The sequence below is a fragment of the Rhodococcus sp. IEGM 1366 genome, assembly GCF_033142425.1.
GTDB classification, from domain to species: domain Bacteria; phylum Actinomycetota; class Actinomycetes; order Mycobacteriales; family Mycobacteriaceae; genus Rhodococcus_F; species Rhodococcus_F globerula.
In genome coordinates, this window is sequence record NZ_JAWLRZ010000005.1 from 189,597 (window position 1) to 212,612 (window position 23,016).

A 23,016-nucleotide genomic window follows, 5' to 3' on the forward strand; every position below is an offset into this window, starting at 1 on the left:
CATGACCGGCACCACCAGCCCGACCGTCCACAAGGAATTTGTCAGCAGCGAGTCACCAGGCGCTAAGCGCGCGGGTGCCGGCGGCTACCCGTGTCAGGGCATTTACTACACGCCGGCCGGTAAGAAGCCGCGCATCGCAATGATCGCTACGCATTACCAGATCGATTTCTCGGAGCACTACATCGCCGAGTTCATGGCTGCGCGAGGTATTGGATTCCTGGGTTGGAATACTCGCTACCGCGGTTACGAGGAACTGTTCAATCTCGACCAGGCTTTGGTCGACATCGGGGTGGGCGTGCGCTGGCTCGAGGAGCACGCAGGTGTGGATCAGGTTATCCTGCTCGGCAATTCCGGAGGCGGCTCGCTGATGGCGGCCTACCAGGCGCAAGCGACCTCGCCGTGCATCCGTCCCGCCCGCGACATGGAACCCGCAGTGGGAATCAACGACCTCATCCCCGGAGCTGCCTACATCTCCCTCGCCGCGCACGGCGGTCGGCCCGACGTGCTGACCGCGTGGCTGGACGCAGCAGTCGTCGACGAAAACGACCCGACTCTGACCGACCCCGAACTTGATCTGTTCAACCCCGAGAACGGTCCGCCGTACTCCGCGGAGTTCATCGAGCGGTACCGCGCCGCGCAGGTTGCCCGCAACCACCGGATCACCGCATGGGCGCAGGAAGAGCTGGCCCGGATTACCGCCGCGGGTTACAACGACCGGCACTTCGGAGTCCCGCGTACGTGGGCTGACCCCCGGATGGTGGACGCGACGCTCGAGCCCAGCAGTCGGCCGGCAGGCGAGTGCTACCGCGGCCCGACTTCGGTGGCCAACCGCGAGGACCGCGGCATCGGTGCCGGGAGCACGCTGCGGAATTGGCTACACATGTGGAGTCTCGAAGAATCGCAGTGCCGTGCGGAAATGCACATGGAGAAAATCACGGTGCCTTCGCTTGTCATCAACCCTGACGGGGACTCGGGTGTGTTCCCGAGCGACGCGGACGCGCTGTTCAATGCCCTCGCGAGCGAGGACAAGTCGCGCAAGGACCTGCCCGGTGATCACTATTTCCAGGAGCCCGGGGCCCGCGCCGCCGTTGCCGAGGTGATGTGCGAGTGGATTGCGGACCGTTTCCCCAAGGCGCAGTGGTGAATACGAGCGTGGACATGGACGACCTGACGCGTGCCCGCCAGCAGCACTGGGTCAGTCAGGTTGCGCGGCATGCATTTGAGCGCGGTGAACAGACGGCCGTCGTCTTCGGCGACCGCCGGATTACCTGGGCAGAGCTTCAGCAGCGAGTGGATTCCGTCTCCGCCGCCCTCGCCGAGCGCGGCGTGGCGCACGGGGACCGCGTTGCTTTGCTGATGGGCAACCAGGCCGAGTACATCGAGATCATGATCGCCGCCAACCGGATCGGCGCTATCGCCGTGCCGATCAACTTCCGGCTGAGCGTCGGCGAGGTGGCGTTCACGCTCGACAACAGCGGAGCCGTCGTTCTTTTCGTGGACGAGCAGGCAAGCGCCACCGGGATCGCTGCGGTCGCGCAGGCCGCGGGTCCGGTTCAGGTCTTCCAGGTCGGCAGCGAGGGCTCTGACGGCGCATCGGCGTACGACGTTCTCCTCGCACATTCCGGTTCGGGCGGACTGGTCGCGGCGATCGACGAGTGCGAACCAGCGCTGCTCATGTACACGTCGGGAACCACCGGACGGCCCAAGGGCGCCGTGCTGACGCATCGCAACTTGGCGGCGCAGTCGGCCACGAATGTGATGGCGTTCCGGTTCGAGATGTACGACGAGGTAAGCCTGTGCGCCGCACCGCTGTTCCACATCGGGACACTCGGCCTGGTGGCGCCGGCAATCCTGATGGGCGCCACCATGGTTGTCCTTCCGAGTGTCTCGTTCAACGCGGGGGCACTCCTCGACGTCGCGGAATGCGAGCAGGTCACTTCGACATTCCTCGTACCGACTCAGTGGCAGGCGGTCTGCGACGAGCAGGAGCGGTCGCCGCGCGATCTGTCTCGGCTTCGCGTCAGTTCCTGGGGCGCAGCGCCTGCCACCGATTCGCTGCTTCGCAAGATGAGCGAGGTGCTTCCCGGTGCGTCGAGCATTGCGCTGTTCGGGCAGACCGAGATGTCCCCAGTGACATGTGTGCTCGAGGCCAAGGATTCTCGCCGTAAGTTGGGTTCCGTCGGACGCCCGGTACCCGGTGTCTGGGCACGCATAGTCGACGAAAACATGGTGGATGTGCAACCCGGTGAGGTCGGCGAGATCGTCTACCGTGGGCCGGGACTGATGACCGAGTACTGGAACAACCCGGAGGCAACGGCCCAGGCCTTCGCCGGAGGCTGGTTTCACTCCGGTGACCTGGTACGCAAGGACGCCGAGGGCTTCATCTACGTCGTAGATCGTGCGAAGGACATGATCATCTCCGGCGGTGAGAACATATATTGCGCCGAGGTAGAGAATGCGCTGGCCGGTCACCCCGGCATCGCCGAGGTTGCAGTGATCGGCCAGGCTCACGAAACATGGGGCGAGACCCCGGTCGCGGTGGTCGCACTGAAACCGGGTGCGGCGGAGTTGACCATCGAGTCGCTGCGCGCCTGGGCAGGGGAGAGGTTGGCGCGCTACAAGCTTCCGACCAGCCTCGTGCTGGTCGATATGCTGCCGCGAAACGCGTCCGGCAAGGTCACCAAGAATGTTCTGCGCGCTCCTGCCGTTACGCTACCTGCGTGACCGCAAAGGAAGATACAACTGCGAACCGACCGCAGTACCCGATCGAGTCTGTCGACAACGCCCTGCGAATCCTGCTGCTGCTGGGCGAGCGTCGCAGTATCCGGCTGACCGAGGTGAGCGAGTACCTTTCGGTTGCCTCGTCGACCGCGCACCGACTGCTGGCGATGCTTCAGTACCGCGGATTCGTCCGTCAGGTCGAGGGTTCACGGGCTTACGAACCGGGCCCCGCCCTGACGACGATCGCGTTCGCGGTCCTGCGCCAAACAGACGTCAGGGCCCGTGTACATCCAGTGCTCGAACGGCTTTCGGCCAGCCTGGGTGAGACGGTCCATCTGGCTCGCCTCGACGGGAACACGGTGACCTTTGTGGACTCGGTCGAGAGTGCACGAGCGGTGCGCGTGGGGTCCCGCATGGGGATGACCATGCCGGCGCACTGCACATCGTCCGGTAAGGCGCTGCTCGCTACGCTCGATGACCGTGCGGTACGCGAGCTGTACCCCGATGAGAAGCTGAAGGGCCTTACGTCACACTCGATTACCAAGCGGTCGGCGCTTCTGCGCCAGCTCGCGGAGGTCCGCCGGGTCGGGTTTGCCACTAGCAACGAAGAGTCCGAGGATGAAGTTACGTCGGTGTCGGTCTCGCTCGGCGAGTACGGTGGGGCGCGCTACACGTTGAACGTGTCCACGCCCAAGAGCCGGATGTCCGACGTGACCCGTGAAGAGATCGCCGCCGCCCTGGCCCAAGCAGTAGACGAGGTTGCAGCGTTCTTCCTGTGATCTCTGCACGGAGCGAATCTTCCTGCGCAGCAGGGTAGACCAAGGAGTGCAGCCCCGCCGATCCAATCGATCGGCGGGGCTATTTCTTGTGATCATGACCAACCCGGCCCTGCCACTTTGCTTTTCGGCAAAGGTGACAGGGCCCGCGAAAGGTTACGGCCTAGTCCGAGATCCAGACCTTGTCGAAGAGCGTCAATCCATCCATGCCCGACTTTGCGTCGTGGACGTTAGGTGCCCAGGTAATGAAGTTTGCGCCCGAACCCAAAGGCAGGATCGGCACATCCTCGTTGAGGATCGCCTGCATCTTCTCGAATCCAGCCCGGCGCTCGTCTTCTGTGCCGGCAGTTTGAATCTGAAAGATCACTTCATCCATAGTGGGATTGCTGTAGCCACTGACGTTTTGACTGGATCCAGTCGTGAGCAGGCCTTGAAGGCGCAGGAGCGGGGCGGAGTCGGGCACCGCTGTGCCGGCGACGCTCACGTCGAAGTCATGAGTGACATAAAAAACTTTGGCGATGTCGTTCTTTGTTGCATTGGGCTGGATTTCGACTTCGAAGCCGACATTTTGGAGCAGCGACTGCATCGCCAACGCCAGGTCGGTCGATGCTGGATCTGACAGCGCGGCGAACGTCAGTTTTCCGTCGTATCCGTCTGCTTTTGCCTCATCGACGAGCTTGCGAGCGGCCTCGATGTCCGGAGTAGGACCCGGGATCGACCCATGCATAGTGGACCACTCCTGGAACATTTCGAGCCCCGGCGAGTTCAGGCCCTTCCTGGACCGTTCATTGATCACGGTGGGGTCGATCGCTTTCGCAATTGCCTGTCGGACCCGGATATCGTGCGCCGCACGACCTTCCCTGATATTGAGAAGTCCGTTGTCGACCATGCTTACCGGCTCGTAGTAACCGGGGAAATCGGCCCGCATCGTGTCGATGGCCTCGCCTCCCCTCAGATACGCCATCTGCACCTCACCAGCCTTGAGCGCGTCGACCATCGGCTGCTCGCCTTGAAGGTCTACAAACTTGAGTTCGCCAATTCGCGGCTTCCCGCCCCAATAGTCTTCGCGTGGCGCAAGAACGAGTTCAAATCCGGGATTGACGGACTCAACAGTGAATGGACCAGCTCCGATCGGTTCGACAAATTTCCCGTCTCTGAACGAGTCGGAGTGGGTAATCATGCCAAAACCTGAGGTCAGGAGGGTCGGGAAGTCACTCCACGGATTCTTCAGGTTATACGTCACGGTACTGGGGTCGGGCGCCTCGACAGACCGCACGTTCGCCCGGAACTGATCGCTGTTCGTGGCATTGCCCTCGGTCATACGATTGGTGCTGGCAATAACGGCCGACGCGTCCAGAGTGTCGCCATTGCTGAACGTGACCCCGTCACGAAGTCTGACGGTCCAGGAGAGTCGATCGGGAGCCTCTGTGATCGACTCGGCTAGCTGAGGCACAATTTCTGCGGATTCTGGATCCCATCGCACCAGGACGTCGTAAATGGCAGCCATTTCCGTACCTCCGAGCCAGGCAGACGTCCTGCCCTTGATCGGGTCAAGGGTATTGGTCAGCGAATGCGATGCATAAGTCAAAGTCGCACTTTCCATAGCGCGTCCCTCATCCGACTGCTCGCCAATCACCCCAGCCCTCACGAGCTTTGGCGCGCCAGTGCCATCCGATGAGCCGGCGGAGGACACGAAACAGCCCCGCCGAGGGGATTGGATCGGCGGGGCTGTTTCGTGTGATCACGTTCTTTTCAGGCAAAGACCTTGCGGAGTTGGCCTGCGTCCAAATACTCCTCGATACGGCGAACCTTTCCGCTGTCGACAAATACCCGGAAGATGGTGGGGACGTTGACGGTCTTGTCCCCGATAGTCGCCCGGATGACGTGTTGACGCAGGAAGCCGTCCTCGAGGACAGTGCAGCGCGGGTTGTCATAGTGGAACTCGTCGTAGCGCGTGGGAATGCCGGAGAGGATGCGCAGATTGTCCTCACGGGACTGCTCGGCATTGTCCCAGTTGTGCCAGATTTTCACGTCCGTGTGATAGATCTTGTCGAGGACGGCGACATTGCCGAGAACCAGGGCTCCGAACATCTTCTCGGCAAGATCGAGCATCTCGCTCATTTGGCGGCGCCAGCCGGGGCGCCGAGGCCGCCGTCGGCGGTCCGGGGCGCGTGCTTGACGTCGTCCTCGCGCAATTCGCGAGTCCAGGCCGCGAATTCGAGCAAGATCCCGTCCGGGTCGAAGAAATAGATCGACCGCACGAAGGTCGAGTCGCTCTCTCCGAAACTGATCCCACGCTCGGACATGTCGTGGTTGAGCATCGGTCCGGTCTGGACGCCCTTGGCTTCGAGCTTGGCCTTGTACTCGTCGAACTTGTCGAGCGGGATCTTGAACGAGACGTGATTCATCGAGCCGTGCGCCGACGCGATTTCCTTGCCGATGCCGGGAATGGCCGCGGGCGCCGCGATGCCGGGAGCGTGGGGGGCGGCGTCGGCGAACCAGAAGAACGCGATGAACTGGCCGCCGCCCATGTCGAAGAAGAAATGCTGGCCACCACCAGGCAGGGAGAGCGTCATGGACAGCTTCATGCCCAGGACGTTGGTGTAAAAGTCGACGGTGCGCTCCATGTCCTGGCACACCAGTGCCAAGTGACATACGCCGCCGAGTTCAAATTCTGTATTTGTCATTTCACACTCTCTTTGCTTTGTGACGCGCATCGCGCCGCTGCCTCGATTCGACAGTATTCCCAAGTGTTCGGTTCGTCAAGATCTATCGATCGCTAGATGACGAACAGATGGCTGATCGTGATCAACGCTTGCGTGATATTCCTTCGAAGGCCTTGTCGCGGTTCGCATCAGCTGAAGACGACGTCAAGCTGGCCACGGTCGAAGTACTCCTCGATGCGGTGGATCTGCCCGCCCTCGACGTACACGCGTAGGACCGCGGGGACCTTGACGGTCTTCTTGCCGACAGTCGCCTTGATGACGTGTTGGCGGAGAAATCCGTCTTCGACAGCGGTGTGGCGGACGTCCACATAGGCAAAAGCGTCGTAGCGGCCGGAGATTCCGGCGAGGGTTGCGAGGTTGTCGTCCCGGGATTGGTCCAGGTTGTCGAAGTTGTGCCAGACGGTCACGTCGTCGCGATAGAAGCCGGCCACCACGTCGATGTCACCACCCTCGACGGCGTTGAAGAACCGGTCTGCGAACTCGAGGATGTCGCTCATTGCGGTGCTCCTGACTGGACGCCACCGAAGGCGTCGAACTTGCGAACAGGGGAAGGGGGGACTGTGACGTACATCGCTTATGCGTCCCAGGAGGACCGTATTACCAGCTGTTCGGTTCGTCAAGATCTACCGATCGCTAAATTTCGAACGTCAGCTGACGGATGCGTGCGACAGTGGTTCTATCTCCATGTCATGACAGATCGTCGTCCGCCATAACGGCCGTCCAGCCAGGTGGTCGAGTGTCGGCGGGATAGCGTGGTACTCATGGTGCAGGCGGGACGAATCGTTGGAGACGGGCTCGGAGCCAGGATGCGCGCGGCGAGAATCGAGCGCAAGGTCGGGCTCCGTCAGCTAGCTCAACAAATAGGCATGAGTGCGTCCTCACTGAGCGAGTTCGAGAACGGGAAGAGCCTGCCGGGTGCGGAGCGTCTGGAGGCACTCGCGAAGGCGCTCGGGGTAGAGCTTGATCTGCGTCCACCTGAGCCCACCGGACCGCGGTTCGAGGACTGGCGAGACTTTGAACGGTTGGACCTCACCCCGGTCTTTCGGGCGGCGCTGGATGTCTTTGTGGAAGTGGGCTACCACGCTGCGACAGTCAGGATGATTGCCGACCGGTGTGGCTTGTCGATGGCTGGCGTCTACTACCACGTGGAAAGCAAGGACGCTCTGCTCACCGAACTGCTGCAGGGCGCGATGGCAGAGCTCATAAGCCGATGCGTGGCTGCAGATGCCGAAGCAGAATCGCCTGATCAGCGTGTGGCCAATCTTGTCGAGTGCGTAATCCTGTTCCACACCCACCGACAGGCCTCGGCCGTGCTCGCGTCCACAGAACTCCGTTCGCTCGACGAGCCTGGCAGGTTGATGCATCTGCAGTTACGACGGCAAGTTCGGGAGATCGTCCAGTCGGCCGTGGAGGCGTGCCGTGATGCGGGGCGAGCCGGAACCGTCCCGGCGACGTCAACCGCCACAGCGATCGTCACGATGTGCGTTGCCGTTGCGGATTGGTACCAACCGGGGATCAGCCCGTCGCCGGTCGAAATCGCGAGGGAGTACGCCGATCTTGCACTGGCCATGGTTGATGCAAGATCTACCGGTGCTCGATGACGCATTCGCTCGCCACCTGACGAGATGGTTGAGAGTGTCGTAGCTGCTTCAGGTTTCGGGCTCATTCCTTGACTAACGCACTTGGCCTATGCAATTCTAGGTGCAGAGAGAGCTTCTGCATTGCAGAATAATGCAACTGATGGGCGTTAAGCCTCACCAAATATCAAGTCCAGGCGGCACGTTCAGGGCTCACGACAACCCGGGATGCGGTTCGCGCATGGAGTCAGCATCCGGACCCTCCTAGGTCGCCCGCACTAGCACTGGACCCGAGGAGTGAATAATGACCACAATTGTCAAGGGACACCCGTCGACGAATGACGACTCGTATCAGCTCAACACGACTACGCTGATCCGCCACTCGGCACGTAACTATCCTGAGCGGGAGATCGTCTACCGCACCGGCGACGGCGGATGGGATCGCTACACATACGCCGACGCCTATGCGCGTATCAAGCGGATTGCGAACGCCCTGACCAATCTGGGTGTAGCACCCGGCGATGTGGTGGGGATCCTGGACTGGAACACCAAGCGGCACTTCGAGCTTTACTGGGCCATTCCTGGCACCGGAGCGGTGATGCTGCAGATGAACCTGCGCCTGGCTCCCGAAGATGTGGGTTACGTCGCGACGCACGGCGGCGCGTCTGTCGTCCTGGTTGACGAGAGTCTGCTGAGCGTCGCGGAGTCGGTGGCACCGTTCGCGCCGGAGATTACCTGGGTGGTGATGTCCGACAAGCCTCTCGCAGAGGTTGTCACCACGTTGCCGAATGTGCGCCATTTCGAAGACCTGGTAGCGACTGCGTCGCCGGAGATCGACTGGCCGATGATCGACGAGAGCTCCGCCTACAGCGCCTGCTACACGACCGGGACCACCGGTCGGCCAAAGGGCGTCTACTACTCGCATCGAGCGATCTACCTACACACTCTGACGCAGGCCTCGTCCTACGGGATGAGCGCCGCTGACGCGGTCATGCTGATCACGCCGATGTTCCACAGCCAGTCCTGGGGTCTGCCGCAGTCCGCCGTCTACGTCGCAGCCAAAATTGTTCTCCCCGGACGCTATTCGGCAGGGGACACCGACATGCTGGCGGACGTGATGATCGCCGAAGGTGTGACCGTCGCGAACGGTGCGCCGGCGATCTTCCAGCCGATGCTCGACTACATCAAGACGCTTGACGTCAAACCGGACTTCAGCCGGACCCGTCTGCTGTCCGGCGCTACCGAGCCGGCGCTCACACTCATGCGCGGGTTCTACGACTTGACCGGTGCCGACTTCATTCATGCGTACGGGGCTACCGAGACTGCCCCGATGGCTTTCGTGAACTACGGCCGTAAGGTCACCTTGCAGGGCAAGGTCACGGAAGACGAATGGTGGAACATCAAGCGCTATCAGGGTCTTCCCGCGGGTGGTGTCGATGTGCGAATCGTCGATCCCGAAGACAACGACTTGCCGCACGACGGCAACAGTCAGGGCGAGGTCCTGCTGCGGGGACCGTGGATCACCGCGCGATACCACAAGCTCGATGACGACGCCGACCGATTCCTGGACGGTTATTGGCGAAGCGGCGACATCGGGACTATCGATGAAAACGGCTACCTCAAGCTAGCTGACCGGCTCAAAGATGTCATCAAGAGTGGCGGCGAATGGATTTCGTCGATCGATATGGAAAACGCGATCATTGCCCACCCCCGGGTCGCCGAGGCCGCAGTGATCGGTGTCGAGCATCCGAAATGGCAGGAACGTCCAGTCGTCATCATGGTGACCACCGACGGTGAGGACGTCGCGCTGGGCGAGGTCCACGCGCTGCTCGAAGGCGCATTCGCCAAGTGGCAACTTCCCGACACGGTCCTGTACGTCGACCAACTCCCACGGACCAGTGTCGGCAAGCTGGACAAGAAGGTCATGCGCGTTCAGCACGGTGACCTCTATCGGAGCGTCTAGACGCTGTTGAAACCCGGGCAGTGCGATTTTTGCACTGCCCGGGCTTTGTTGTATCTGTCTGTTACGCAATCTTTTTCGCTGTTCTGGAATATCGGAGTCTATTCTTCACAGTAGAAATGCCTTCTGATAGCCTCGTCACACGAGTCGCCGGTAGTGCCTCACATCACCCATGAATCAAGGAGCGTCAGTTGACCAAGCGGATTGCCTACGTGGAGTTGAAGACCAGTCAGCAGACGAGTCCGGTCCCCGAGCATCTGATCGCGCCCGGCTACGCCGTCGACTTGGTGCAGACGGAAATCCGGGTAACCCCCGTTGACGCAGCAGACCTGCTGCTCTCCGATGTCGCCTACGGGGAGGCCGCGATGCGGGCCGCTCGCAACGGGTACGACGGCGTGCTGATCGGCGGCGTACCGGACTACGGTCTGGCTGCAGTACGCGCGACCACCGACATTCCGGTGGTCGGCAGCGGCGAAGCCAGCCTCCTGGCAGCAGCGGCGCTCGGCGAAAAGTTCAGCATCGTCACGATCTGGCCGGAAACGATGGACTTCGTTTACGATCGCCTCCTTCGTGATAATCCCATTGGGCGGCAGTGCATCTCGGTACGTTACGTCTCGACGCACGCCGAGCAGAGCACTCTGGCCGAGGAAGACAACTTCCTCACCCAGATGAAGGCCGGGCGCGAGCACATGATCGAGCGCATCCTTGCCGAAATCGAGCTTGCGGTGAAGGACGGCGCCAAGTCGGTCATCCTGGGCTGCAACTGCATGAGCCCGGTCGCCGAAATCCTCGCTGCCCGCTCGAGTGTCCCCATCGTGGACCCGACCACGGCCGGCTACCGGCAACTCGAGACGATGATCGCGCTCGGCTTGCGCCCGGCACGGGACCCACGGGTGTCACTATCGGAGCGAGCGGATCTCTTCGCCGAGATGGTGCAGGCTGCGGACCTCTCGCTCGGGGCAGAGCAGGAAGACTGCCCCGTGTGTGTCCTTCACGACGATGGCACCGCGTCGTGTGACCTGCCGGCAAGCGTGCCCGCCGAAGTGTAGGGCGGAACCTGAATTCGACGCGGCTTTCCTCGCAGCGGACCACCTGCGGTCATCTTCGACCGCAGGTCTTCCGTGGTTCGGGCACACATCGAGGTCCCGCACACCGAGTTCGACTGACAGGTCGACGGTCGGGTGCCTGTGCGAGGATCGGTGAGATGACTCAATTCAGGCGAGCGTGCATGGTGCGGCGGGCGGTGGGCGCGGAGCACCAACCGTCGCCCCGGTCCGTCCTCATCCGGGGGTAGCGGTCGGGGCGCACGAACGTGAAAGGCACTGCCTTGTCCCGAACTGATTCACACGCACCGCTGTGGGTTCGCCTGACTCGCCGTGAGTTGGGTGTCGAACCCGCCCACGATCACCGCGATGGAGTCTGCGATCTGCCGCCTACCCCTTCATCCGATTGGTCGCCGGGCACTTGCTATTGCACATTCGCATACACCGGAATCCGGATCTGCTCTTGTTCACTCTGCTACGACAGCGCCGGCCGCCGGAATGATCTCCAGCGGGAACGGCGCAGCGCGGCATGTCGAATCTCAGCTGATCTGCGGCGTTGGCGGATCGGAGATAGCGCAGCATTCGACGACATCTCCACGCCTCGTCGCCGCCGCGATTGGTGGTGACGGTGCAACCGTCAGACCAGTGAACCCTGGTTGTTGAGAACCAGACCAGCTCGGGGCCAGTCGAATCGGAGCAATTTTCCGGTACTCGACGCGGTCACGAATGCCGTGCGCATGTCCTCTCCGCCCCAGCAGATGTTGGTGATGCCCGGGTCGCCGTCGGTGTCGATGCTGAGGAACTCGACCAACTCGCCGTCCGGACTGATCACGCAAATGCCGGGCGTGGCGAGAGATGCGACGCAGATATTGCCATTGGCCTCGACTCCGAGCGAGTCGAAGTAACGGAAGTCGGGTGATCCCCAGAGGAAGTTGCCCCCGCCGGAGCCGGCGAGCGTACGGCCACCGACGATCTCGCCGGGAGCGGTAACGTCCCACCACCAGACCCGCGCGGTGAACGTCTCACTGACGTAGAGGCGTGTGCCGTCGGGGGAGAGGCCGATTCCGTTGGGGCCATGCATTTCTGAAGCAACGAGGCGGATCGACGAACCGTCGCTCGTGCCGTAGAAGAGACGGCCGTGATCGTTGCCTCGGTCGTTGCTCTTGCCGTGGTCCGTGAAGTAGAAGCCGCCATGCGCGTCGAAGACGATGTCGTTGGGGCCGCGGAGTGGGATGCCGTCGCACTCGGTGTACAGGGTCTCGACCTCGCCGGTTTCGAGATCGACAGCTTGAATGCTGCCGCCCGTGTAGTTCTCGGGGGTGCCGCCCGCGAAGACGTAACCATACGCCTCCGTGGCGATCATCCCTCCGCAGTTGGCGATGTATGCGCGGCCGTCGGGGCCGATAGCGGTGCCGTTGGGGCCGCCGCCGACCTCCGCGACCACAGTGTTGGTGCCGTCCGGGGTTACTCGCGTGAGTGTTCCGCGGTGAATCTCGACGACTAGTGCGTCGCCGTTCGGCAGTGCAACCGGGCCCTCCGGAAATTTCAGTCCGGTGGTGACAACTGTGAAAGACATCGGGTGCTCCTCGGTTCGTGTACTGCGGGAGTTGTTGTGCTGCTGGGGTGTTGGCGTCAGTTGGATGCGAACTGATCGCGCAGGACGTTCTTGCGGATCTTGCCGCTGACGGTTTGCGGCATTTCGTCGATGAAGATGACCTTGCGGGGCTGCTTGAAGGCGGCGAGTTGCGAGCGGCAGCTGCTGACTACGTCGTCCTCGGTCAGCTTGGTGCCGGGCTTGCGGACAACGACGGCAGTGACAACTTCGCCCCACTTGTCGTCGGGAGTTCCGATGACCGCGGCCCCGAGCACATCGGGGTTGGTGTAGATCGCGTTCTCGACCTCGCTCGAGTACACGTTCTCACCGCCGGAGATGATCATGTCCTTGGCTCGATCGACGATGTAGAGGAACCCCTCGTCGTCCTGACGGGCGAGGTCGCCGGTGTGGAACCAGCCGCCCTCGAATGTCTGCGCGTTCGCCTCGGGATTACCGAAGTAGCCCTTGGTTACCTGGTCGCCCTTGACGACGATCTCACCGATCGTGCCTGTGGAGCAGTCGTTTCCGAGCGGATCGACGACGCGTACATCTACCAGGGACATCGGCTTGCCGACGGCGTCGAGCAGGTGCTCTTCCCCGTGTGCCGCCCTGATGTGTGCAGCCTTGTCGAGCGTGAGCATATTGCCGCCGAGTTCTGTCATGCCCATGCCGGCGTAGACGACGGGCCCGAACCGGTCGATGGTCTGGCGCAACACATCTGCCGGGATTTTCGACGCCCCGTACCCCATCCACTCCAGGCTGCTCAGGTCGTAGTCGTTGATCTTCGGGTGTGTGAGCAGCATTTGCATCATGGTCGGAGCGAATCCGCCACTGGTGACGCGGTTGTCCTGCACCAACTGCATCCATCGCTCCGGGTCCCAGCCCGACATCATCACTACCGAGCCGCCACGGAACTGGTGCAGCGGGGTCAGGTAGCCCGCGATGTGGCACAGGGGCATGGCGTTGAGGAAGCAGGTTTCGGGCTTCGGGTCGTATTCGATCGCCGACTGGATCAACGCGGTGTTGAGGTTGCGATGGCTCAGCCGGGCCCCCTTGGGCTTACCCGTTGTTCCGCTTGTGTACAGGATCCACGCATCATCGTCTTCGATGATCTGCAATTGCGGGGCAATGGTCGACGCGGACCGGAGGACGTTCTCGTAGGCCGTGAAGCCTGTGGCGGGCTCGCCGATCACGATAATGTGCTCGACGCTCGTGAGCTCGGATCGATAGTCGGCAATTACCTCGAGATACTTCGACTCCACCATCAGCACACGGGCCCCGGAGTCGTTGAGGATCCAGACCCACTCTTTTGGGTGCAGGCGGTAGTTGAGCAGAGTCAGGACCATGCCTGCAGTCGGGACGCCGTAGTAGGCCTCGATGTACTCGAGATTGTTTTCGGACAGCAGCGCAACTCGATCGCCAGGGGCTGCGAGGCCGCTCAAACCGTTCGCCAGGCGCAGGGCGCGCTTGTGGAGCTCGCCATAGGTCCGGCTATCGGATCCGTCGTCCATCGCGAGTGCAGTCTTGTGGGGAAAGCGAGCGGCGTTCCGCCGTAGAAGATCGCTGTACAGCATGTGGGGCTCCAGTCGAAACGAGGCCAAGCGGCCAGGAATTGCACACAATCTAACTTAAGAGTGCCACAGATCACAAGTATGTGCATCATGCGGTCGATTCAAGATGTCCGATTGTCGACAAGTTGAGCGAAGGGCCGACTTGAGTGATGATTCCCGAGTTCCGCCACTTGAACAGGCATAGCCGCGCAAGCACATTGCTGCGACTGTCAGCCACGACGGATTGCTTGTGGGTGACGTTCCGGTTAGGTGCCGATCCGTCACCTAACGATCACAGACACTTGTTTGTATACAATAATCGGGGTCGGTGCAGATTTTGCCGAGCAGCGTTCAGACGAAAGGGATTTGCCGTGGAGATCGTGGAGGTGAGCCCGCGCGACGGGCTGCAGAACGAGGCGGTGCACGTTTCGACTGCGGACAAGATTGCGCTGATCGAGCGCTCCATCGCTTCCGGTCTGCGGCGCATCGAGGCCACCAGCTTTGTGCATCCGGCTGCTGTACCGCAGATGGCCGATGCGGAGGCTGTCATGACAGGGGTGCCGCGTCGTGCCGATGTCTCGTACAGCGGCCTCGTACTCAATCGCCGGGGCTTCGATCGTGCCGTGGCCGCGGGCGTGAACGAGGTGAACTGCGTCGTGGTGGCGTCGGAGACTTTCAGCGAGCGCAATCAGCGAATGTCGGTCGCGGACTCGGTGCATATTGTGCGCGATCTTGTCGACGATGCCCGCGTCGCTGGTGTCGGGGTATCGGTCACCATCGCAACCGCATTCGGTTGTCCGTTCGAGGGTGAAGTTTCCGAATCTGCAGTTCTTGCCCTGGTCGAGCAGATAGCTGAGTTGGGAGTAGACGAGATCGCGTTGGCCGACACGATCGGGGTGGGTGTACCCGCCCAAGTCGCCCGACTGTTTTCAGAGACCGCGGCGATCGCGCCGGGAATTCGGTTGCGCGCCCATTTTCACAACACTCGCAACACCGGATATGCCAACGCTGTCGCAGCTATCGACTCGGGGGTGACGGTGCTGGATTCCTCGATCGGCGGGATTGGCGGATGCCCCTTCGCGCCGGACGCCACCGGCAACATTGCGACCGAGGATCTGGTTTATCTCCTCGATCGCAGTGGTATTGCCACGGGCGCTCTGCTGCCCGAGTTGATCGAGGCGTCAGACTGGCTCGGCGGGGTACTCGGCGCTCAGGTTCCCGGCCAGCTCGCCCGGGCCGGCGGTTTCCCAGGCTGAGACGCCGAACAGCTCGTCCACCTCGTCACTACTGGTTGCTGCGAGGTGGGCGAGAAGTACGTCGCGCCCCTGGAGGACGTGTTCGTGCATCAAGGCGGACGCCCGGGGGCCATCGCCGGCCACAATCGCGTCGCGTATGAGCTGATGGAACAAATGTGACCGCTCGGTCTGGGCGCGATCGTATTGGCGGAACGCCTGGAAGACCAACGGAACGTCAGTGGTTCGTTCAAGCAGGCGGCTTAGCCGCTCATGTTTTGCCGCGGCCATGATGGCCCGGTGGATTTGGCTGTTTGCCGTATCCACCGCTCGAACCCGTTCAACGGCGTCGACCGAAGTGAGTGTCAGTGCGAGTGCAAAATCCTCGATGCCCGCGTCGAGAATCTTCTGCGTGGCAGGGTCGATGCGCTCGGCCGCCAATTCAGCGGCGTATGCCTCGAGGCGGGCGCGAAGTCCGTACAAGTCAGACACATCTTCCATCGACAGGGTTCGCACGATGGCTCCCCGGTTTGGCTCGCTGAGCACAAGCCCTTCGGCTTCGAGTCTGCGAAGTGCCTCGCGGACAGGTGTGCGGGACAGCGAGAACTGCTCGGCGATCCGCTGTTCGATCAGGCGCTGGCCGGGCTTGTAGCGTCCTTCGACGATCGCCTGGCGGATTTGAGAGTAGGCGGCCTGACCCGGTGCCTGCGGTGTGGTTGCCACGGTGCCTCTTCGTTGTATGTGGGGTTGATGCACAGCAAAGCCTATCCCGTCGACAATACGATTTTTGTATGCAGGAATGGCGAGTTCCGGGATGATTACCGATTGAATGTCGCAGATTGTGTACAATTTTGCCATGACTACAACTTCCGGGCCGCTCAGCGGCCTGCGCGTGCTCGAACTGGGAAACTTCATCGCCGGTCCCTTTGCCGGGCAACTCATGGGGGACTACGGGGCTGAGGTACTCAAGATCGAAGCGCCCGGGTCCGGCGACTCGATGCGGCGGTGGGGTGTCACGATGGAAGGCGAAAGCCTGTGGTGGCCTTCGATTGCGCGGAACAAGAAGTCGGTTGCAATCGACCTCCGTCAGCCCGACGGTCGCGAGTTGGTGCGCAAACTGGTCGCCGAGGCCGACATCGTCCTCGAGAACTTCAGGCCGGGCACGCTTGCGAAGTGGGGGATGGACTACCAGTCACTCGCGGAAATCAACTCACGCATCATCCTTGTTCACGTCTCGGGGTTCGGTCAGAACGGGCCACGCTCGACGGACGCCGGTTTCGGCAGCGTCGGTGAAGCGATGGGCGGAATCCGCCATACGACGGGCAATCCCGGACTACCCCCGACCCGCGTGGGCATCAGCCTCGGCGACTCGTTGGCGGCACTGTTCGCGGTGATCGGGACCCTTGCCGCAGTCCACGAGCGCTCGGCCAGTGGCCGAGGTCAGGAAGTGGACGTAGCGATCTACGAGGCAGTGGCTGCCCTGATGGAATCGACAATGGCTGACCATGAAATCGGTGGCATCACCCGTGGACGCACCGGATCGGTTCTGCCGCGCGTTGCACCGTCGAATGTGTATCCCACGTCGGACGGAGCCGAGGTGATCATTGCCGCCAATGCCGACACCGTTTTCCGCAGGCTTTGCACTGCAATGGACCGCGCCGAGTTGGCCGATGATCCGAAGTTCGCGGAACACGGGCCGCGAGGCGAGAACATGGCCGAGATCGACGCCATCATCGGTGCTTGGACATCGACGATGAGCGGCGATGTGTTGTTGAAGACCATGGAAGACAGCGGAGTTCCGGCCGGCCGGATCTACACGGCCCCGGACATGCTCGCCGATCCGCACTATGCCGCGCGAGAGATGGTAGTCCGCCTCGTCAACCAGTTCGGTGTTGCAGTTCCCGCCGCAGGCGTTGTACCCAAGTTTTCCCGGTCACAGACTGCAACTCCCGAGCCCGGGCCGGGTTTGGGCGAACATACCCGCGAAGTTCTCGCCGCACTGGCCGGTATCGATGACGGCGAATGGGCCGACTTGCAGTCGGCTGGTACCGCTGTTCAGGCGCGCAGCTGACATGAAGTTCTCGTCCACGCCGTAGACGAATGGGTGGGCCTCGATAGTAAGCGCTCGAGGCCCACCATCTATCAGTCCATCCGGCTAGGGCAGCGCTGCGAGCGCTTCCTGCAGGCCCGGGTAGGTGGGGTCTTCGGCGAGAACTTTCTCGATGCTCTTGCGCGCGGCGGCTTTCCGATTCTGGGAGAGATCGACTTGCGCTCGTTCGAGCAGCGCACGGTGCCGTACTTCGGAAGCGCGGGAGCGCACCCGCAGTGCTTCCTTGAAGCTTTCGCGTGCGGCCTCGTTGTATCCGAGTTGTGCGAATGCTCGCCCGCGCAGCGCGAACAGCAGTGCGGTGGCGTCGTGTTCGTTGGTGACGCCGTTGGTCAGATCGACGACGAGGTTTGGGCGTCGATGTTGTCGTCGACGGTGACACCGAAATCGCGAGCCAAACCGGCGAGCCCGTCGTGGTAGCCCTGACCGACCGCACGGACCTTCCAGCGGTGGTCACGGCGATAGATTTCGACGGTGACAGCGGCGGTTTCGCTGCTCCAGTCGTCGATGGTGAACGCGGCCAGTGCGCTGCCGACTGCGTCGTAGACGGCGATGTCGGCCTGTCCGATGTCGGCGAGGGTTGCCGGCGCCGCCGCATCGAGACTGAGGACGATCGCGATGCGCTCGATCTCCGGATCGAGGCGGTGCAGGTCCACGGTGATGCAATCCTCGACGGAAGTTCCCCCACTTCGTTTGCCGACGTGGTGGGTGGAATCGTCTCGCGACTCGGCCTGGTTGTAGAACACGAAATCGAAGTCACCACGCACCTTCCCGTCGGAGGTGAGCAGGAGAGCTGACAAGTCGGCGTCGATCGTCGGGCTTTGGCGCCATGAGCAGTGCACAGTGATGTCGGCCTGATCGAGTGGCGCATTCTGTCCCTTGCTCAACTGCACGTGATGCGCTCCCTGGTCGTACCGGCTTCAGCTACATCAAATCAGGGGGACCGTCATGATTGCTAACGGGTCGTCGTCCGGCAATCTGAGCCCGAGTTTCGATCACACCTGCGGGTCGACGGTTCCCGTCGTCAATGACGGTGCACCTGCGAGCAGCGGGCCGAGATCAGTGATCGCTCCATCGCCGGCACGGAACTTGCGGTACTCGGCGTCATGATCGGCCGATTCCCAGGTTTCGATAAATCGCCACGTGGTGGGACTCTTGCTGTCGACGACTGTCTTCACGGAAATGCAACCGGGGAATGCTCGCGTTTCCTCGAGCACTCGCGTCATCACCGTACGTGCGGAGTCGAGGGAATCCGGCTTGAATGAAAGTTCCAGGATGGCAACAAGTTCCATGTTCAGTCCTTACCTAGTAGATGTCCTTGATGAAGACTAGCGGGTCATTCTCCGGCAAGGTCGGCAGAGAGGTCGGCGACTACGACGCCCTCGGGTATTCGGACTTCTTCGATGAGTTCGGGGCGGTCGTCGAATTCGAGTTTCAGAGCCCGGCAGATGGTGGCGTGCAAGTCGTACATGCAGGTGATGTACGTCAGTTCCATGATTTGCTTGTCGGACAGGTGCGCCTTGAGGACGGCAAAGACCTCGTCGGGTACGCGGCCGCCGTCGTAGACGAGTCCGTCGGTGTAGGCGAGGACGGCGCGTTCGATGTCGGTGAACAGGTCGCTGATCTGCCAGTGAGGTAGGGCCGAGATTTTCTCTTCGGTCATGCCGAGTGAGCGCATCTGCTTGCAGTGCTGAGAGAAGACGAACTGGCTGCCCCGTGCGTATCCGGCGCGGGCCTGACCTAGTTCGCGCAGGAGCGGGTCGAGGTCTGCGTTGCGATACAGGGCGAATCCTCGTACCGCGTGGCGGAAGACGTCGGGGGATTGGGCGAAGACGGTCCACCAGTCGCCTGGGGTGGCGTGGATGGTGCCGTGATCGACCGCGGGGTCTTTGTCGGCGCCGAACAGGCGGTCGTAGAAGAAGAGGATCTTCTCGTCGGTAACCTCGGCGCGGGGGATTTCACGAAGGCGGGGCATGAGTGGATCCTTTCGGGATGATCAGGAAGCGCTGGGAACGTTGCGGTCTGCGGCAGTCTTCGGCGTGTGTGCGACGTCAGATTCGGTGAATTCCTTGGTCCAGCAAGCGAATTCGAGAAGTACACCATCGGGGTCCTGGAAATAGAATGACCGGACGAAGGTGCCTTCATGGATCTCTCGCGACGCACCCTCCGGGCTGTCGTCGTGGTTGAGCGTGATGCTCAGTGGCACGCCGTCAGCCTTGAGCCGCTTGCGATACTCGTCGAACTTCTCCGGTGGGACGGCAAACGCGACGTGATTCATCGACCCGACAGCGCTGACGAGCTCGTCCCGGTCAGGCAGTCCGGCGGGGGCGGAGATTCCGGGAACTGCGTCGGGTGCATCCGCCAGCCAGAAGAACGCCAGCGTGTCGCCGTTTCCACAATCGAAGAAGAAATGCTGTCCGAGGTTGCCGGGAAGATCGAGCGTCTTGACCAGCGGCATGCCCAGAGTTCCCGAGTAGAAGTCGACGGTGCGCTGCATGTCCGAGCACACAAGCGCGAGATGGTTGATTCCGCGGAATTCGAACTTCGGATTGGTGACGGTCATTGCGGGCCTTTCTGGGGTGAATCGGTGAGAGCGGGACCATAAAGTGACTTGACAGTCATGTCATGTTCTTGGATAGTTTGTCCATGAGTAAGTCATCTGTCAACACCTCACTCAGGGCGGGCGAGGTGGGAGACCGTACGGATTTCTCCGTCCCGGTTATGGCTTGTGTGTTGTAACTGCCTCGAGGAGAATCATTTTCGCATGAAAGACTTCGCAGATCGGTTCTTCGCCGCAGTCTCCGGTGGCGATGAAGCGACACTCACCGAACTGTATGCGCCGGACGCGCGCATCTGGCAAAACGACGACGGACAGGAGCAGACCGTCGAGGAGAACCTCCGTACGTTGCGGTGGCTCTCCCGCACTCTCGCAGACTTTCGCTACGAGGACGTCCGACGCTACGTACTGCCAGACGGATTCGCGCAACAGCACGTCGTACGCGGCACCCTCCCCGGACACGGCCCCCTCGAGGTGCCGGCCAGTCTGTTCGTCCGCGTCGAGAATGGGCGGATCTCTCGGATCGACGAGTACGTCGACTCGGCCGCCACCCGGCCCCTGCAACTCGCTGCTGCCACAAGGAGGCACCCATGACTGTGAACCAACCCGAAGGCGATATCGCCGAACTGCGCACTCGGTTGCGCGCATTCATCGACGACGAGGTGATCCCCGCAGAACCCGTCCTCGCGAAAGAGGACGAGGTTGCACACAAAACACTCGGTCAACTGCGCTCGCGCGCAAAGGAACTGGGCCTGTGGGCGCTCGGGCACCCGGCAGACGTCGGCGGTGGGGGAGTTCCCTTCCTCGACTTCGTGTTCCTCAACGAAGTCATCGGCAGATCCGAATTCGGCCAGCTGGCAGTCGGCTCGGTGTCGATGCAGGACACCTTGATGTTGCACAAGCATGGAACCGAAGAACAGAAGCAGCGATGGATCCCGCCGATCGTCGCGGGGGAGTTCCTGCCGTCGGTCGGTTTGACCGAACCGGACACAGCTGGCTCCGATCCAACACTGATCGAAACCCGCGCGGAACTCGACGGCGACACGTGGGTCATCAACGGGCACAAGTGGTTCACCACCGGGGTGGCAGATGCGGGGTACTGCTCGGTATTCGCTCGAACCGAGCCGGATTCGACGCCGCGGCATTCCCGGATCAGCGCGATCATCGTGCCGACCGACACGCCAGGATTCGAGATCGTCCGCTCGATACCGACCATGGGGCACGATCCCAGTGATCACTACGAGGTTCGTCTCACTGATGTCCGCGTTCCGTCGGCCAACCTCCTCGGTGAACGGGGTAAGGGCTTTGTCGTCGCTCAGGACCGACTGGGCCCCGGCCGGATCTTCCACTGCATGCGCTGGCTCGGCCAGGCGCAGCGTGCATTCGAATTGATGTGTGAGCGCGCGAACACCCGCTACGTACACGGGTCGCTGCTCGCCGAGAAGGGCGAGATTCACCGGTACATCGCGGAATCCGCAGCGCAGATACACGCAGCCCGCCTGATGACCCTCGACGCGGCCCGTGTGATGGATGCCGGCGAGGATGCTCGCATCCAGATCGGTCTGGTGAAGTTCTGGGGTGCTCGGATGCTGCACGACGTCGTCGATCGCGCGATCCAGGTGCATGGCGCACTCGGACTGACCTCCGACACCCCGCTCGAACGGATGTACCGACAAGCACGTTACGCGCGCGTCTACGACGGTCCGGACGAGGTGCACCGCATGTCGACCGCACGTCGACTGCTGCGCGATCCAGGCGCAGCGCCATGGCTGTGACTCATGCCGCCATCAGCCTTGGTGACGGAATCCGCGTCGCACTGAGCGACTCCTTCGGCGACGAGATCACTGTCGGGGAACCCCGACAGTTGACCGGCGGTGCGAGCCGTCAGATCTGGGCGGTCGACGTTCGGGGCGTAGATGGTCAATCGCAGGACGTTGTGCTGCGCCGGGACCCACCCGGGCACGGCGACGCAGACCGGATGCGGGCAGAGGTGGCATGCCTGCGGGCGGCCTCCGCAGTCGGGGTTCCGGTTCCCACCGTCCTCGCATCAGGGGACACGGCACCGGGCATCGATGCTCCGTATCTGGTGATGGACATGATCGTCGGTGAGTCGATCCCGCGGAAATTGCAGCGGGATTCCGAGTTCGACGAGGTGCGGTCTCATCTCGCTGAGGACATGGGTTACGTGCTCGGACAAATTCACCGTGCGGACACCGGCACTCTCGGGATGCTCGACGCCGGCGACCCGCTGGACGCGATCGAGGCCGTGTACCGGGATTTGGAACAACCTCGCCCAGCCGTTGAGGTCGGACTGCGCTGGCTTCGGGAGAATAGGCCTGCCAGGCGCCCGAATGCTCTGGTACACGGCGACTTTCGACTCGGGAACGTGCTTGTCGACGGCGGGGGAATCCGCGGCGTGCTGGACTGGGAACTCGCCCATCTGGGTGATCCGATCGAAGACCTCGGCTGGCTCTGCGTGCGTGCGTGGCGGTTCGGCGCGGAGCCGCCGGTTGCGGGCATCGGTACGCGCGAACAGTTGCTCGACGGTTATGAACGCGCCGCGGGAATCCGGCCGTCCGAAGCTGAACTGCACTGGTGGGAGGCGTACGGCACGCTGCGGTGGTTGGTGCTGAGTCAGTTTCAGTCGCAGAGGCATCTGAGCGGCGCCGAGAACTCGATCGAACTGGCCGCGATCGGGCGGCGAGTGTGTGAGTCGGAGTACGACCTGCTCCTGATTCTCGGTCTGCTCGACAACATCGAATCGCTACCGGACGACACGGCGCCATCGGTGCACGACCGTCCGAGCATGTCGGAGATCCTCGAACTGGTCACCGGCACTCTTCGCGATGATGTCGCCCCAGTGCTTGACGGGGCGCATGAACGGGAGCGGTACCTGCTCCGCATCTGCGTCAACCTGCTGGGGATAGCGGGACGGGAGCTCAGTGCCGGAGATCGCACAGGCGAGGTGACGGAATTGCTTGCAGCACTCGATTGCACATCGGAAGCAGATCTTGCCGATCGAATTCGTACCGGCGCCGTCTCGTACGCGGATACTGCCGTCCGCCAGTTGATCTCGACTGCCGTGCTCACTCGGCTGCGGGTGGCGAACCCCCGCCACGTGCTCCGTCCGTCGCAGACCTGATCCCGGACCAGGCTCACCCCCTCCAGTGCTA

At 62.1% G+C, this 23,016-nt stretch carries 23 protein-coding genes and 1 pseudogene; 11 read left to right on the forward strand and 13 right to left on the reverse strand.

The genetic code is table 11. The annotated features are described in order from the left end of the window. Position 1: 1 nt before the first annotated feature. From R4P64_RS16570 to R4P64_RS16580, 3 genes are read left to right on the forward strand one after another with little or no spacing between them, the layout of a single operon-like run. On the forward strand, positions 2 to 1,144 hold the full coding sequence (locus R4P64_RS16570) for an alpha/beta hydrolase (protein WP_116103320.1): 1,143 nt from the start codon (positions 2 to 4) through the stop codon (positions 1,142 to 1,144). A 14-nt stretch (positions 1,145 to 1,158) separates the two neighbouring features. Next, positions 1,159 to 2,724 carry a long-chain-fatty-acid--CoA ligase gene (locus R4P64_RS16575; protein WP_317822076.1) on the forward strand — a complete coding sequence of 522 codons (1,566 nt, stop codon included), beginning with the start codon at positions 1,159 to 1,161 and terminating at the stop codon, positions 2,722 to 2,724. After that, complete coding sequence (locus tag R4P64_RS16580) at positions 2,721 to 3,500, forward strand: IclR family transcriptional regulator (RefSeq protein ID WP_033232001.1); 780 nt, start codon at positions 2,721 to 2,723, stop codon at positions 3,498 to 3,500. The genes R4P64_RS16575 and R4P64_RS16580 overlap by 4 nt, the downstream gene beginning before the upstream one ends. Before the next feature lie 160 nt (positions 3,501 to 3,660). Here R4P64_RS16580 and R4P64_RS16585 read toward each other — a convergent pair whose 3' ends face one another. The 4 genes from R4P64_RS16585 to R4P64_RS16600 form a co-directional block, all read right to left on the reverse strand. Continuing rightward, positions 3,661 to 5,133 carry an ABC transporter substrate-binding protein gene (locus R4P64_RS16585; protein WP_317821801.1) on the reverse strand — a complete coding sequence of 491 codons (1,473 nt, stop codon included), beginning with the start codon at positions 5,131 to 5,133 and terminating at the stop codon, positions 3,661 to 3,663. Positions 5,134 to 5,249: 116 nt separating this feature from the next. Then, positions 5,250 to 5,618, reverse strand: coding sequence for a nuclear transport factor 2 family protein (locus R4P64_RS16590; RefSeq protein ID WP_095886327.1), 369 nt, complete (start codon positions 5,616 to 5,618; stop codon positions 5,250 to 5,252). Beyond that, entirely contained in the window at positions 5,615 to 6,184 is a 570-nt protein-coding gene (locus tag R4P64_RS16595; protein WP_151531434.1) for a VOC family protein, read from the reverse strand. Before R4P64_RS16595 ends, R4P64_RS16590 begins: the two co-directional genes overlap by 4 nt. Positions 6,185 to 6,351: 167 nt before the next feature. Then, positions 6,352 to 6,720: a ketosteroid isomerase gene (locus R4P64_RS16600; protein WP_317821803.1), complete on the reverse strand. Its 369-nt coding sequence runs from the start codon at positions 6,718 to 6,720 to the stop codon at positions 6,352 to 6,354. A gap of 309 nt (positions 6,721 to 7,029) precedes the next feature. Between R4P64_RS16600 and R4P64_RS16605 the strand changes: the two genes are divergently transcribed. The 3 genes from R4P64_RS16605 to R4P64_RS16615 all read left to right on the forward strand — a co-directional run bounded on the left by R4P64_RS16605 (position 7,030) and on the right by R4P64_RS16615 (position 10,809). Beyond that, a complete protein-coding gene (locus tag R4P64_RS16605) occupies positions 7,030 to 7,824 on the forward strand; it encodes a TetR family transcriptional regulator (protein ID WP_045068136.1) in 795 nt (264 codons plus the stop codon). A 280-nt stretch (positions 7,825 to 8,104) separates the two neighbouring features. Next, the gene (locus tag R4P64_RS16610) at positions 8,105 to 9,763 is read left to right on the forward strand and encodes a long-chain-fatty-acid--CoA ligase (RefSeq protein ID WP_317821806.1); all 1,659 of its coding nucleotides are present in this window, start codon (positions 8,105 to 8,107) and stop codon (positions 9,761 to 9,763) included. A gap of 188 nt (positions 9,764 to 9,951) precedes the next feature. Beyond that, positions 9,952 to 10,809: an aspartate/glutamate racemase family protein gene (locus R4P64_RS16615; protein ID WP_317821808.1), complete on the forward strand. Its 858-nt coding sequence runs from the start codon at positions 9,952 to 9,954 to the stop codon at positions 10,807 to 10,809. A gap of 631 nt (positions 10,810 to 11,440) precedes the next feature. Here the strand turns inward: R4P64_RS16615 and R4P64_RS16620 are convergent. Further along, positions 11,441 to 12,379: an SMP-30/gluconolactonase/LRE family protein gene (locus R4P64_RS16620; RefSeq protein ID WP_045067785.1), complete on the reverse strand. Its 939-nt coding sequence runs from the start codon at positions 12,377 to 12,379 to the stop codon at positions 11,441 to 11,443. Positions 12,380 to 12,435: 56 nt separating this feature from the next. Continuing rightward, positions 12,436 to 13,971 (reverse strand): long-chain fatty acid--CoA ligase, encoded by a 1,536-nt coding sequence (locus tag R4P64_RS16625; RefSeq protein ID WP_317821811.1) that lies wholly within the window; start codon positions 13,969 to 13,971, stop codon positions 12,436 to 12,438. Between the two features lie 347 nt (positions 13,972 to 14,318). On the opposite strand from R4P64_RS16625, the gene R4P64_RS16630 reads away from it, so the two are divergent. Continuing rightward, complete coding sequence (locus R4P64_RS16630; protein ID WP_317821813.1) at positions 14,319 to 15,203, forward strand: hydroxymethylglutaryl-CoA lyase; 885 nt, start codon at positions 14,319 to 14,321, stop codon at positions 15,201 to 15,203. Here the strand turns inward: R4P64_RS16630 and R4P64_RS16635 are convergent. Next, on the reverse strand, positions 15,129 to 15,902 hold the full coding sequence (locus R4P64_RS16635) for a GntR family transcriptional regulator (RefSeq protein ID WP_052683547.1): 774 nt from the start codon (positions 15,900 to 15,902) through the stop codon (positions 15,129 to 15,131). The genes R4P64_RS16630 and R4P64_RS16635 overlap by 75 nt on opposite strands. A 133-nt stretch (positions 15,903 to 16,035) precedes the next feature. Here R4P64_RS16635 and R4P64_RS16640 point away from each other — a divergent pair, with 133 nt between their 5' ends. Beyond that, a complete protein-coding gene (locus R4P64_RS16640) occupies positions 16,036 to 17,250 on the forward strand; it encodes a CaiB/BaiF CoA-transferase family protein (protein WP_317821817.1) in 1,215 nt (404 codons plus the stop codon). An 84-nt stretch (positions 17,251 to 17,334) separates the two neighbouring features. On the opposite strand, the gene R4P64_RS16645 is transcribed toward R4P64_RS16640, so the two are convergent. From R4P64_RS16645 to R4P64_RS16665, 6 genes and pseudogenes are all read right to left on the reverse strand, one after another. Then, on the reverse strand, positions 17,335 to 17,499 hold the full coding sequence (locus tag R4P64_RS16645; protein ID WP_317821819.1) for a hypothetical protein: 165 nt from the start codon (positions 17,497 to 17,499) through the stop codon (positions 17,335 to 17,337). Between the two features lie 6 nt (positions 17,500 to 17,505). Further along, a pseudogene (locus R4P64_RS34010) lies at positions 17,506 to 17,622 on the reverse strand (hypothetical protein); the annotation flags it as partial. Further along, a complete protein-coding gene (locus R4P64_RS16650; protein WP_317821821.1) occupies positions 17,619 to 18,179 on the reverse strand; it encodes a TerD family protein in 561 nt (186 codons plus the stop codon). The pseudogene R4P64_RS34010 and the gene R4P64_RS16650, both read right to left, overlap by 4 nt. Before the next feature lie 102 nt (positions 18,180 to 18,281). Further along, on the reverse strand, positions 18,282 to 18,578 hold the full coding sequence (locus R4P64_RS16655; protein ID WP_317821823.1) for a putative quinol monooxygenase: 297 nt from the start codon (positions 18,576 to 18,578) through the stop codon (positions 18,282 to 18,284). Positions 18,579 to 18,622: 44 nt separating this feature from the next. Then, a complete protein-coding gene (locus R4P64_RS16660; RefSeq protein WP_317821824.1) occupies positions 18,623 to 19,261 on the reverse strand; it encodes a carboxymuconolactone decarboxylase family protein in 639 nt (212 codons plus the stop codon). A 21-nt stretch (positions 19,262 to 19,282) separates the two neighbouring features. After that, positions 19,283 to 19,849 carry a VOC family protein gene (locus R4P64_RS16665; protein WP_033232013.1) on the reverse strand — a complete coding sequence of 189 codons (567 nt, stop codon included), beginning with the start codon at positions 19,847 to 19,849 and terminating at the stop codon, positions 19,283 to 19,285. A gap of 201 nt (positions 19,850 to 20,050) precedes the next feature. On the opposite strand from R4P64_RS16665, the gene R4P64_RS16670 reads away from it, so the two are divergent. Genes R4P64_RS16670 through R4P64_RS16680 form a run of 3 tightly spaced genes read left to right on the forward strand, consistent with a single transcriptional unit; the run spans position 20,051 to position 22,985 of the window. Next, positions 20,051 to 20,437, forward strand: a complete 387-nt coding sequence (locus R4P64_RS16670) for a nuclear transport factor 2 family protein (RefSeq protein WP_317821826.1) — start codon at positions 20,051 to 20,053, stop codon at positions 20,435 to 20,437. After that, positions 20,434 to 21,618, forward strand: coding sequence for an acyl-CoA dehydrogenase family protein (locus tag R4P64_RS16675; protein WP_179300724.1), 1,185 nt, complete (start codon positions 20,434 to 20,436; stop codon positions 21,616 to 21,618). The genes R4P64_RS16670 and R4P64_RS16675 overlap by 4 nt, the downstream gene beginning before the upstream one ends. After that, positions 21,609 to 22,985 (forward strand): phosphotransferase family protein, encoded by a 1,377-nt coding sequence (locus R4P64_RS16680; RefSeq protein ID WP_317821827.1) that lies wholly within the window; start codon positions 21,609 to 21,611, stop codon positions 22,983 to 22,985. Before R4P64_RS16675 ends, R4P64_RS16680 begins: the two co-directional genes overlap by 10 nt. The last annotated feature ends 31 nt before the right edge of the window (positions 22,986 to 23,016 follow it).